Raw genomic sequence first — 11,182 nt, 5'->3', positions numbered from 1 at the left:
GGGATGTATGGCCGTGCGGGGCTCTCTCTGCTGCGGGCTCGGATGCTGCACCGGCCACCGGGCTGAATCCCCATCACCAAATGTGCGGAAGTTCCAATTTTAAGTCGCCGTTGACAAATCCTCCAAAGTCACGGGGTGCTGGAGGCGCAATCATCCAAAGTCACGGGGTGATCGGACGGAGGGAACATCCAAAGTCACGGGCTGAATCCTCCAAAGTCACGGGGTGCTGGAGGCGCAATCATCCAAAGTCACGGGGTGATCCCCGAACTTATGACGCTGTGTCCTCGGCAGGTTTGATGGGTACGGCTTTGCTGCGCTCGAAGAGGCCGCAGAGGCCGCTCTTGTCTCCATGGTGGTAGTCGAGGATGGCGTCGGGCTCGCTGGTGCCGGGGTGCAGGCCGAGGGCGCGAAGCTCTTCGGTGGTGGCCAGGGTGGACGGGTACGACTGGTGATACCGGGGTTTGGGCGCGCGTTTGACGCGGTGGGTCATGGCGTGCCGTCCCGATGAGGCATACAAGGAGAAATCACTGTTTCTATCATGCGCGCCTCCGAACGGTGGGAGATGGGATGGCGAAACCGTCGAGTTGCCGCTATGTCCTCTCCAGGTTCACTGACGAGTGCACGCTCAGCTGCGGAGGTTCTGACAAGACAACACTCCGCATCAAGCGGGGCTGCGGTGTAGGGCGCGGAGGTGGGGTTTCGTTATGCCTTTTTCCGCGACGCTGTCTTTTTGGCAGGCGTTGTTGCTTTTCTGGCGGGCGTGTCTCCCCGTTTGGCAGGCGTGGCGCCCTTCCGCGAGTTCCCCATCGTCTGCCCCTTGGAGTAGCTCGCCTGCAACTTCTCGCGGGTGCTCGCGGCCAGGGCCTTGAAGTCCACCAGGCCTGCTTCGATGTTCTCGTACGTGGGTTTGATCGTGCCGCCCCGGCGCGCTGGGGTCAGCTGGGTGTTCATATCTGCGAACCACTGCTCGAATTCGGGCGTGGCTTCGAGGACCATGTCCCGGACATCCCGGGAGTACGTGTCGGTGTGACCGCGGCGGGTAAAGGCTTTGGGCAGCGTGAAGCGCTGAGGCAAATCTGCGGCGTCGAAGGTGCCATCCCGAACGGCCGCGCGGAATTCCTTGACGAAGGCGTCGCTGCGTTGCGCGTTGGCGAGCTTCCTAACCTGTTCACTCAATGTGGTGTAAGCCATGATTGGCAGCATACGTGACGAGAGCCGGATTTCAACAGGGACTGCTTATGACGGGTGCATGGTTCATGTAGTGGAAGCGCATATTTCGTACAGTTCTGGCCTTGAAAAGTCTATGGTACATATACACCTGTTTTCGACGAGTACTGGCGCCATCATGCGCAGTTCTTATAATGCTGAGCGGATAAACTCATGGTCCAGGAGGGTGCGATGCGGACCATTGTGATCAGTGAAGAGGGGTTCTTGAAGATTCTCCATCCGGAACTGCGGTCGCCCGAAGAGGAGGCGCGGCGCCTGCGGGTCCTGGCCAGGGCGGAGGGGTCCACGGCGGTTCTGGGCCCGCTGACAGATGAGCGGCTCAGCGCCGGCATTCCCTTCCTGCGGCCCAGGAAGCTCAAGGATCAATTGCAAGACGCACAGGGATCAGAACCCCCGAGTGACGACAGCCACTCTTCGTAGGGCCTTAGGGAAGACCCCAGCGCACATGCCCGGCCAGGAACCAGCGGGCATCCTGAGGAATGGTCGTCGAGCTCCCAGCCCAGCGTCCGCACGCCCTCGCCAATGCCCGGAGTGTTTGGCGACGTTGGGTGGACGAGCATGACATTCTTGCCTGCAGCGTTAGCAGCGGGAGCGTATCGTTGGCGTGTGGATCGCAAACCAGAGGGCGTGTTAGTGACGTTCGAAGGCATCGGAGGCAGTGGCAAGTCGAGCGCGATTGGACGTGCCGAGCAGTGGTTGTCTGGGGGCGGGATCGGCGTGGTGCGGACGCGAGAGCCGGGTGGAACGCCGCTGGGTGAGCGCCTTCGCCCCCTGCTGACCGAGAAAAGCGAGGGACACGTTCCTTTGCACAGAACTGAGGCCTTTCTGTTTGAGGCCGATCGCGCCCAGACCTTCGACGAGGTCATTCTCCCCGCACTACGTGAGGGGCACGTCGTGCTTTCAGACCGTGGAGAGTACGGTACGGTGGCCTATCAGGGGTATGGCCGTGACCTTCCCATTGACCTCATCGATCGGATGACTGCCTTCGCTACGCTGCAGCGGCGACCTGACCTGGCACTTGTGTTTGACCTTCCGGTTGAAGTGGCGATGGCTCGGCGGCACCGGACACCGACCACGGACCGGTTCGACCATGAGCGCCTTGCGTTTCAGGAACGGGCGCGTCAGGGGTACTTGTTCGCGGCACGGCGTGATGGCGTGCGTGCGCGGGTCGTAAACGCCTCCCGCGCGGCCGATGAGGTCTTCGATGAGGTCAAATACCACATTGTGGACGTGCTGCGTTCCTGCAACTATCAGTCACAGATGACGGAGCAACTCCTGTGACCAGTGCAGCGGCCCTTCCGGGCATGAACCGTGCTCGCGCGTTTGCCACTCTGGTCGATGATGTGCAGTCCTGCCAGTTATGCCCACGAATGGCCGGGCGTGCGCGTGTGCTCAGTCACGCCAACGGGTCGCCTGGTGCCCGCGTGCTGTTTGTGGCAGAGGCGCCAGGTCGATTGGGTGCGGAACGCACCCATGTGCCCCTGCAGGGGGATCAGACCGGGAGGAATTTCGAGGTTTTGCTCGCCTCGATCGGTCTGGAGCGCGCTGACACGTTTATCACCAACGCCGTGCTTTGCAACCCACAGGACAGTGCTGGCCGGAACAGTCCGCCGGCCCGTGACGAAGTGCAGCGGTGTGCTCAGCATCTGGGCCGGACGCTGGAGGTGGTGGGGCCGGAAGTCGTGGTGACCCTGGGCCGCGTGGCGCTTGAGTCGCTCCGTACGGTGGAGGAGCATGCCTTCACGTTGGCGGCGGATGTGGGGCAATGCCGGCAGTGGGCCGGGCGCGTGCTTGTCCCGATGTACCACCCTGGTGCTCGGGCGCGTGTGCACCGTCCGCTGCCGCAGCAACTTCAGGATTTCCAGGCACTGGCAAGCGTGCTTGACGTGCTTCCCGGACGGTGTTCGAAAAGCTGACGTCCTGGCGAAAATGGTTTGACTTTCCGACCCCCTTGATCTACAGTGTCAGATAATCTGTCATCTGGCTACGAGATGGCAGGAAGGCTGACACATGGTGAAAAAGAGCATCGCTGCACCGACAGTGGTCCCTCCCCCGCTCCGCGAGAGCGTGCAGTCAGCGGTCCTCAGCGCCGTCGCCCACATCTATGCCTGTTCCGTTGGAGACGTCGAGCAGGAAATGGCCAGTCAGGGTGACTTCACCGTCAAGTCCGTCCCCGCTCATGCGGTGCTCGCCAGGCTCAGCAGCGACTTGGGCATTGAGCTTCCTAATCCGAGCAAGCTCGACCGCACCCAGTACTCGACCGTTAACGCCCTCACGGATCTGGTCATGTCCGCGAAGTGGAGGTTATAGATGCCCAGCGTTTCCCTGACCCACCCCACGCCTGTATCAGGGCGTCCCAGGGCGGCCCTGATTTCTGCCCCGAACCTGTCTGAAGCGTGGCTTGATGCCCTTGAACTGCTGATCGATCAGGGCGGGAAGGCTGTCAACCTGATGGTCGTCATGCCCGGTCAGGCTCCGGAGGATCCAGTGATTCGCGCGGCTTTAGACGGCTTCATTACCGCTCACCCGTCGCTGGCGCAGCCTGTCGATACCGTTGCGTCGACCTTGTTTCCCATTGACCTGTACTTCCCCCGCCTGGGCGAGCGGGCTGCGGCGCATCTCTATACCTCATACATAGAGGCCTACCCGTTCCTGCGCAAGCACCGCGGCAACATGTCCGGAACGTATTTTGGGAGGTTGGTTGCGTGGGAACGCCCGGGCGAGGCGCCACTCAATCAACTCGCGCGTGTGATCGAGCGATTGCGCGCTCAGCGCCGTCTTCCGGGGCCAAAAAGCAGTGCCTACGAACTGTCCGTGGTGCCTGCGGGTGGCTGGGACGCCGAACTGCGCATTCAGGGCCCCGATGACACGAACCTCATGGGGTTCCCGTGCCTCAGTCACATCAGCCTGACGCTGGCCGACGGAGAACTGCACCTTTCGGCGCTCTACCGCAACCAGTTTTTTATTCAGCGCGCTTATGGCAACTATCTCGGCTTGACGCGGCTGCTCGGATTCATCTGCCGTGAAGTGGGGTGCGCGCCGGGTGAGATCGCCTGTTGGGCCACCCATGCGGACGCCGAGGCGCCGGGCCGCTCCCGTTCACTCGTGATGGCCGCTCGCGACGCCCAGAACGCAGCGGCCGGTGAGGTGGCCCATGTATGAGCCTGCGAGCCTCTTGTCGACTGCCGTTCCTGCGCTCCGCGAACTGCGCGTGGAGCTGCTGCGCGGCTGTCCCCTCATGTGCGCGCACTGCTCAGCGTTTGCCGCGCCCCACCATCCCCTTGCCCTGCCACTTCGCCGGACAGTGGAGCTCATTTCCGAGTTCGCACAGCTTGGGGGCCGGCGCCTGACCCTCACGGGCGGGGAACCGCTGGAGTACCGCGGGCTGGACGAGGTTGTGGCCCATACCCGTCAAGAGGGCCTGGAGCTCCGCATGTTTTCGTCTGGGGTCATCTGGGACAGTGGCGTGCGGTCCAGCGTCTCAGAGGACCGCCTTGCCGCCCTGCTGCGTGCGGAAGATACGTTGATGGTCAGTGTCTACAGTTCAGTTCCTGAGCGTCACGATCAGGTAACACGCGTCCGTGGAAGCTTCGAGCTGACCATGCAGACCATCCGCGCTGCCCTCTCTCTCGGGCGGCGCACCGAGGTGCATTTCGTCCCCACCCGGCTGAACGTTCACGAACTGCCCGGTCTGGTGGATCTGGTCGCTCGGCTTGGTCTTCCCAGAATCAGTGTGCTGAGGTTTGTCCCCCAGGGTCGAGGCGCCACTGGCGTAGAGGGGTTGTCTCTGGATCGCGAGGGGTACCGTGCCCTGCGCCATGTCGTTCTCCGCCTGCGGGCACTCTACCCTGGCGTGGACATTGCCCTGGGATCCGCTCACGCCTTCCTGGGGCTCAAAGGGTGTGGTCCATGCACGGCTGCCATCGATCAACTGGTCGTCGGTGCGGATGGCCACGTTTCACCCTGCAGCGCGTTCGGCGGGTACTCAGCGCCGGACGACCATGGGAACGTGCTGTCCGAGTCCCTTGGGGAGGTCTGGCAGCATTCTGTCCTCCTCCAGGCGGTGAGGGGCGCTCATCATGCCGCTCCTGGGTGCACCGGATGCCTGGCTCAGAAAGCGCTGGCGTATGGACGCCTGGATCCGCTGGACAGTGATCCACTCGAGGTAGACGCTATCCCCACGAAGGTGGCGTGATGACGATGGCGTGGGCGTGCGGCGTCGATCTCATTGACCTTCAGCGGTGGGGCCGCATCCTTGAAGTGGGCGGTGAGGCGTTCTGCGAGCGCAATTTCACGGCCGCTGAGCGCGCCTGGTGTCGTGGAGATCACGCACGTCTCGCCGCGCGGTTTGCCGCCAAGGAGGCCGCGGCCAAGGCCCTTGGAACCGGCCTCCGTGATGGCGTTGAGACCACAGACATCGAGGTCGTCAGCGCCGCATCTGGGCAGCCGTCGTTGCACCTGCACGGTGAGGCGGCGCAGCGCGCTCGGCTCATGAACCTGGAGGTCTGGCGCCTCAGTCTGTCCCACGGTGATCAGCAGGTCATCGCGTTCGTGATGGCCTGCTCGGGCGCCGCACGTATCGGTATGCCGTGATGGTGACGCGGATCCACACGGCTTTGCACCGTTCACCGCACCATGAAGACAAGGGAGGAACGCCATGGAACAGCAGACGGAGTATGTACTCGCCGCAGAGCAGGAACGGCACCTCGCCGAGCGCGTGAAGGAGGCCCGGGAGTACCTGGGGCTGTCACAGGAATTCGTCGCGGATCAGATCGGGATCTCCCGACCAGCCATGTCCGCCCTCGAGACGGGTAAGCGCAAGGTCAGCAGCATCGAACTCCACAGGCTCGCCCAGCTGCTCAAGAAGCCGCTGACGTACTTCTTCGACGACGACGAGGTGTTATCTGCGCCTCAAGATGACACGGCCCGCGCCTTGTACCGGGCGTCCAAGGGACTGAGTGAGCAGGATCAGCAGCAGGTGCTGCGGTTTGCCGAGTTCCTGCGTCAGGCTGGACGGGCGCCTTCCCTCACGTCCACGGATCAGTCTTGAGCTCCCCATGAACGCCAGAACCCGAGCCTTGGCCAAACAGCGTGGCACGTCGGCGGCGGCAGCGACACACGAACGCCTGGGGACGGACACAGGCCGCCGTATCGATGTGTTCCGCATCATCGAGCGCTCCAGCGTGTGGCTCATGTTCCAGCCGCTAGACGTCTACGGGCTTTACAAGCGGATTCCAGATCAAGGCGGCGACATCAGCGGCATTTTGTTGAACGCCAAGCATCCGCCGAGCCTGCAGCGCTTCACGGCCGCGCATGAATTCGGTCACCATGAGATGGGTCACGCCGAGAGTGTGGACGGCGAGGTTGAACTGGGCCTGGCCCGTGACCGCGTCACCGACAGTATGATCGAGGTCGAGGCGCAAGCCTTTGCAGCCAACTTTCTGATGCCGCCTCGACTGGTCTATACCCTAGTTCGCCAGGCGGGACTGCCCCGGGAAGGTGCCGAGCCGACGCCGCAGCAGGCGTACCTGATGGGTCTAGAAATGGGGGCAAGCTATCAGGCGACAGTGACCCAGTTGCGCGCCCTGGACGTGATTTCGCCGCAGATCTACAGTCGGCTGATCAGCGTCAGCCCGCTGCATGTCAAAACCCAGCTGCGCGGCGGCGAACGTCCGCTCAATGGGCGGGTGGACGTCTGGCCGCTGGATTACCAGGATGCGGGGCGGGTGGTGTATCCGCGGGTCAGTGATGAACTGGTCGTCCAGCTTCCCGAGATGCCCTCGACGGGCTATATCTGGACCGCTCCGGTCTCGACGGGAGCTGAGCCCGCAGTAGAGGTACTGGTGGATCAGTTCCTGCAGGGTCCGGAGGCGGACGAGAACGTGCTGGGTGGATCCGGACTTCGCCGGTTCGTGCTGCGGGTGATACATGCGGGAGGCGCCCATCTGGAGCTTCGCAAGGAAAGGCCATGGCAGGGTTCGGGTGAACCTGTAGACCGCTACGGCATTGACCTGAATATCACGCCCCATCCAGCAGGCAGCGCGGAGCGCGGCGTCAGCGCACGCCAGCAGCCGTTTCTGGCATGACCCACCACGTCACGCGAAAATGGCCGCAATTGGATCTCCGTTCCGCCCTGCCTCCCGTCCGTGATCAGGGACAGCGCGGCACCTGCATGGCGTTCGCCGTCACGGCGGTGCATGAAGCCCAGACGCTGACCTCGGAAGCGGGCGTGGATCTCTCCTTGCACCTGTCTGAGGAGGTCCTGTACTGGGGATGCCGTCAGGGGCAACCCCGGGGAACCAGCGGAGCATCCTTCCAGCAGGCGCAGGCGGCCCTGACGAGCATTGGGCAGCCGGCCGACACCTTCTGGCCCTACGACGACCAGCGAGACGAAACAGCCGCGAGTTACGCCCCGCCCAGTGGCGCGCTTGATCCCCAGCACTGTCGTCAGGCCACACTCCGCTCTGTGGCGTTCTCGGTGGACACCGTCGCGGAGCTGTTGGCCCAGGGGTATCCCGTTGCGGTAGGTATCCGCATTGGGCCTGCCTTCATAGCGGCATTAGGAGGGCAGATTCCGGATGTCCCGGATCCTGTTCGACTTGGCGGACACGCCATCGTTTTGGTCGGGTACGACGAGGCTGCGCGTCCTGGCCGGCGAGGTGAATTCATCATTCGCAATTCCTGGGGATCGAGCTGGGGAGTCCAGGGCCACGGATTCTGTTCCGGCGAGTGGTTGATCGCCAATCTTGTCGGCACGTCTGCGTGGTATGTCGCGCCACCATCGGTGCGACCGGCCTCGCCTGTCAGTGCGCTCTGACGATGGCTGCCTGGAATCAGGCAGCGCATGTGCAGCCAAACTGGCTTCCGTCCGGCGCGTCTCGGCCTCAGCTGGTGAGTGGTCAGACGGGGCAGTCCACCTCGATGGGCTCGCCCTCGTCCCAGATGTACGCTCGCCCGACAAGGGAGCCCTCGCGGAGGCCGATGACCGCCAAGGGGTGTCGGTCGTCGATGAGGCCACGGCGGGCCCCGAAGTTGACCCAGAGGAGGTCGGCCCGTCGGTCGGGGAGGCGACCGTCGGGGGCGGCAATCCATTGGCCGACCCAGTCGACCCCCGCGCTCAGGAACGTCGTAACGATCTGGCTGGCGCCGATGAGGTAAGGAAGGGACAGGGTGAGGGGGTGGCTGACCGTCCCGGGGGGGGCGGACGCGGTGATCAGGGGCACCTCAAGGGTGCCGGAAAGATGGCTGCCGAACAGGGCGCCACCGTGCCAGCGGCCGCGGATGTCGAGGGCCTGGAGGAGGTGTGTTTGGGCGCGGCCTTGGATTTTGACGGTTTGGATGGGAAGGAGTTGGTCGTCCTGGGTGGGCCAAGTTTCGGGGAGGCCGAGGTACCGCTGAGTAGCGCGATGCATGTGGTATTGTAACTGAATTCAATGACACTGAATTCAGTGTGGTTGCCTATTCTGGGCTGACCCATCATTGAGCGCGATGTCCAATCCAGCGCCCTCCATCCGTCAGCGCTTGGCGGACAACGTGCGGCGGCTGCGGCAGGAGCGGGAATGGTCACAGGAAGACCTTGCGGCGCACGCCTCGCTGCACCACAACCAGATCAGCGTGATCGAGCGGGCCCGGAGCGGCACCGGCATTGACATCGTTGAGAAGCTCGCGCTGGCATTCGGCGTAAGAGCGGGCGAGCTTATCGACTGACTCAATCCAGCAGGCCCAACAGCCAGCGGGCGTCTACCTGCAGCGCCCTGGAGAATGCGAATACCTCGAACGTGACGCTTGACCACCTGCAGAGGATCGCGGACGCCCTGAAGGTCGATGTGGCGGAACTGCTTCGGGCTGACTAGGGAAGGAGGCTGATGACGGGCACGTCGAGCGCCTCTGCGAGCCGGTAGACCGTCGAGATCCTTAGATCCTTCTTGCCGTTCTCGATCATGCCGATGTAGGCGCGGTGGATGCCGGCGTGGTGGGCGAAGACGTCTTGGTTCCAGCCACGGCGGATCCGGGCCTCACGCACACGGCGGCCGATCTCCTCGAGCCGGGCTTGTCCAGGGTCGGGGGTCATCCCCGCAGCTTCGCGGTGGAGGTGTGAAAAGACGACTACTCATTGATAGTCTTGCTATAAGTAGAAATACGGCTGCCCCCGTTCTTTCAGAGGAGTCCTATGGCGCCACAGATGCCCTCCCAGGTCCACCACTTCCGCCCCGCGAACGGAGCCGACCTGCCCGCTCTGCGCGCCTTCTTCGACCGGGTCCTTGAGCGCGGCGGTGAGCTGTTCGATGCCATCCAGCCGATGGGCTACCTCAGGCCCAGCGGCTTTCTTCCGTCCTACGACGTGTGGATGGCCACGAGGCGAGGCAAGGTGGTCGCGGCCGGCTGGTTCCACCTACTGGACGGTGGCGCCGTGAGTGTCGTCGCGTTGACGGACCCCAGGCACGACCAGCTGACGGATTCCCTGCTGGCGTGTATCGAGGCGGGACTTCAGGTCATCGCGTATGACGGACGGTTCAAGATCAAGGAGCTGATGGCGTGGGTGCCGGGCGGAGAACCAGGACTGCGGCTGGAGCGGGCATATCTCCAGCGTGGATGGACGGTCACGGTGCAGCCGTGGGTGGCCCGGCTGCACAGGGTGACGGTGCGCCGGAACGTGCTCCTGGGTGTGGTGGCGGAGGCGCTGGCGGCGGGTATCGAGCTGAGGAGGCTGAAGGCGCAGCCGGACGAGGTGGAAGCGGGAGGTCAACCATCACTCGGCCAGGTCAGGCCCGAGGCCGAGGTGACTTGGATGGCGTACGAGGACGGGCGCCCGGTGGCCACGGGTGGGATGCAGGTGATCAGCACGGGGGAGCGGGTGACGTCGGTGTTCCCTGGCTGGCTGAACCCCAGCGCGCTGCCGGACTTGGTGAGCCGGGCGCTGTTGGCGGCCGTGCTTCTGCACTCGGAGTCGTTGCCGGACGCGTTGATGGGGACGGGCGATCTCGGGGTGGTGAAGGAGTGGTTTGAGGGGGTGATGGAGGTGGAGATTCGCAAAGGCTACACGCGGGTGATAGACGCGTCGCGGGAGCCGTGGGCGTGGGAGTTCGTGCTCGGCTTCAATCCGAACCGGGTGTGGCTCCGCCTTCGGAACTGATTTTCCAATTTTATGCTCTGCCGCTCGCAAGACAATTGAATATCTGATCTTCTCGATTGCTGATCTGGAGAGCACTTTTCGGTCAGTGTCGGCTTGTGTTGGAAAAAATATAATTCATTGTAATGCGCTACAACGTGCCAACACGCCAGTACTCGTATGACACGTCGTTCAACACCTTCGCCGGCCTGCCGCCGCTGACGCCCCGCGTCGTCAGCCTGCGCCAGCAGCTCTTCGCCCGCGACTGGTAAGGGACCTCTTCAGCGTGTTCTCGACAACGGGGGAGGCCGGGTGCAGTACAGTGGCCTCCCCAATACGGTTCCGCTCGTCACATCCACGCTGCATATAGAGACCAGTCGCAGATACATTGGATTTCCAAGTTGTCAACAATCTATTGGAAATGCCGACTGAGACGTGTGTCGGGTTAGAGCAGTGGTCGGGCGATCAATCGGTGAAGGAGGGCCGTGGCCTTCCGTCGTAGCAGGTGGATGGAGAAGATGGCCGATCCACCACGTGGGTGGGGTGGAAGTCGGGAAGGGAGCACAAGGCCAGCCCGATGGGTTGTCCACCGTAATCCGCAACCATGTGAGTGTGCCCGGGGGCAGCGAAGGTCGTGGCCAGGCGCGCCGCGGTTTGATGGACGTGGGCTCCTTTGTGGCGTGAGATGGAGGGCTGCGATAGGGGCATCGTCGGGCCGGGCCGGACGCACATGCGCCGGGGGCTCGTCTTAAGAGCCTGAGGACAAAAAGCGGGATGCCACAATGAGACATGGCACCGCGGAAGACTACTGCACCTGTCTCTCAGGCCACCCGTCTGCCCATTCAG

General features: G+C 63.3%; 17 protein-coding genes. 13 read left to right on the top strand and 4 right to left on the bottom strand.

Annotation, left to right across the window (positions count from 1 at the left end; translation table 11 throughout):
• Positions 1-268: 268 nt before the first annotated feature.
• Together HNQ07_RS23600 and HNQ07_RS23595 are read right to left on the bottom strand one after the other, a co-directional pair.
• On the bottom strand, positions 269-490 hold the full coding sequence (locus tag HNQ07_RS23600; protein WP_184116457.1) for a hypothetical protein: 222 nt from the start codon (positions 488-490) through the stop codon (positions 269-271).
• Positions 491-702: 212 nt separating this feature from the next.
• Positions 703-1,191: a hypothetical protein gene (locus HNQ07_RS23595; RefSeq protein ID WP_184116455.1), complete on the bottom strand. Its 489-nt coding sequence runs from the start codon at positions 1,189-1,191 to the stop codon at positions 703-705.
• Between the two features lie 207 nt (positions 1,192-1,398).
• Between HNQ07_RS23595 and HNQ07_RS23590 the strand changes: the two genes are divergently transcribed.
• The 9 genes from HNQ07_RS23590 (at position 1,399) to HNQ07_RS23550 (ending at position 8,044) form a co-directional block, all read left to right on the top strand.
• Positions 1,399-1,647, top strand: coding sequence for a hypothetical protein (locus HNQ07_RS23590; RefSeq protein ID WP_184116453.1), 249 nt, complete (start codon positions 1,399-1,401; stop codon positions 1,645-1,647).
• Between the two features lie 186 nt (positions 1,648-1,833).
• Entirely contained in the window at positions 1,834-2,508 is a 675-nt protein-coding gene (gene tmk / locus HNQ07_RS23585) for a dTMP kinase (protein WP_221275318.1), read from the top strand.
• Positions 2,505-3,143, top strand: coding sequence for a uracil-DNA glycosylase (locus HNQ07_RS23580; RefSeq protein WP_184116451.1), 639 nt, complete (start codon positions 2,505-2,507; stop codon positions 3,141-3,143). Before tmk ends, HNQ07_RS23580 begins: the two co-directional genes overlap by 4 nt.
• Before the next feature lie 394 nt (positions 3,144-3,537).
• Positions 3,538-4,389: a thymidylate synthase family protein gene (locus HNQ07_RS23575; protein WP_184116449.1), complete on the top strand. Its 852-nt coding sequence runs from the start codon at positions 3,538-3,540 to the stop codon at positions 4,387-4,389.
• Positions 4,382-5,422, top strand: coding sequence for a radical SAM protein (locus HNQ07_RS24550; protein ID WP_184116447.1), 1,041 nt, complete (start codon positions 4,382-4,384; stop codon positions 5,420-5,422). Before HNQ07_RS23575 ends, HNQ07_RS24550 begins: the two co-directional genes overlap by 8 nt.
• Positions 5,422-5,820: a holo-ACP synthase gene (gene acpS, locus HNQ07_RS23565; RefSeq protein ID WP_221275317.1), complete on the top strand. Its 399-nt coding sequence runs from the start codon at positions 5,422-5,424 to the stop codon at positions 5,818-5,820. The genes HNQ07_RS24550 and acpS overlap by 1 nt, the downstream gene beginning before the upstream one ends.
• A 64-nt stretch (positions 5,821-5,884) precedes the next feature.
• Positions 5,885-6,277: a helix-turn-helix transcriptional regulator gene (locus HNQ07_RS23560; RefSeq protein ID WP_184116445.1), complete on the top strand. Its 393-nt coding sequence runs from the start codon at positions 5,885-5,887 to the stop codon at positions 6,275-6,277.
• Between the two features lie 7 nt (positions 6,278-6,284).
• On the top strand, positions 6,285-7,313 hold the full coding sequence (locus HNQ07_RS23555) for an ImmA/IrrE family metallo-endopeptidase (RefSeq protein ID WP_184116443.1): 1,029 nt from the start codon (positions 6,285-6,287) through the stop codon (positions 7,311-7,313).
• Positions 7,310-8,044: a C1 family peptidase gene (locus tag HNQ07_RS23550; RefSeq protein WP_184116441.1), complete on the top strand. Its 735-nt coding sequence runs from the start codon at positions 7,310-7,312 to the stop codon at positions 8,042-8,044. Before HNQ07_RS23555 ends, HNQ07_RS23550 begins: the two co-directional genes overlap by 4 nt.
• A gap of 82 nt (positions 8,045-8,126) precedes the next feature.
• Here HNQ07_RS23550 and HNQ07_RS23545 read toward each other — a convergent pair whose 3' ends face one another.
• On the bottom strand, positions 8,127-8,639 hold the full coding sequence (locus HNQ07_RS23545) for a hypothetical protein (RefSeq protein WP_229832358.1): 513 nt from the start codon (positions 8,637-8,639) through the stop codon (positions 8,127-8,129).
• A gap of 76 nt (positions 8,640-8,715) precedes the next feature.
• Between HNQ07_RS23545 and HNQ07_RS23540 the strand changes: the two genes are divergently transcribed.
• On the top strand, positions 8,716-8,934 hold the full coding sequence (locus tag HNQ07_RS23540; protein ID WP_184116439.1) for a helix-turn-helix domain-containing protein: 219 nt from the start codon (positions 8,716-8,718) through the stop codon (positions 8,932-8,934).
• Positions 8,901-9,080 (top strand): helix-turn-helix domain-containing protein, encoded by a 180-nt coding sequence (locus tag HNQ07_RS24545; RefSeq protein ID WP_184116459.1) that lies wholly within the window; start codon positions 8,901-8,903, stop codon positions 9,078-9,080. The genes HNQ07_RS23540 and HNQ07_RS24545 overlap by 34 nt, the downstream gene beginning before the upstream one ends.
• Here HNQ07_RS24545 and HNQ07_RS23530 read toward each other — a convergent pair.
• Positions 9,077-9,298, bottom strand: a complete 222-nt coding sequence (locus HNQ07_RS23530) for a helix-turn-helix domain-containing protein (protein ID WP_184116437.1) — start codon at positions 9,296-9,298, stop codon at positions 9,077-9,079. The genes HNQ07_RS24545 and HNQ07_RS23530 overlap by 4 nt on opposite strands.
• Before the next feature lie 99 nt (positions 9,299-9,397).
• Here HNQ07_RS23530 and HNQ07_RS23525 point away from each other — a divergent pair, with 99 nt between their 5' ends.
• A complete protein-coding gene (locus HNQ07_RS23525) occupies positions 9,398-10,360 on the top strand; it encodes a hypothetical protein (RefSeq protein WP_184116434.1) in 963 nt (320 codons plus the stop codon).
• Positions 10,361-10,482: 122 nt separating this feature from the next.
• Positions 10,483-10,608, top strand: coding sequence for a hypothetical protein (locus HNQ07_RS24315; protein ID WP_260323282.1), 126 nt, complete (start codon positions 10,483-10,485; stop codon positions 10,606-10,608).
• Positions 10,609-11,182: the final 574 nt, after the last annotated feature.

Source organism: Deinococcus metalli (assembly GCF_014201805.1).
In the GTDB taxonomy this organism is placed as follows: Bacteria; Deinococcota; Deinococci; order Deinococcales; family Deinococcaceae; genus Deinococcus; species Deinococcus metalli.
The sequence above is the reverse complement of the archived record's forward strand: the minus strand, read 5'-3'. Positions and strand labels throughout refer to the sequence as shown.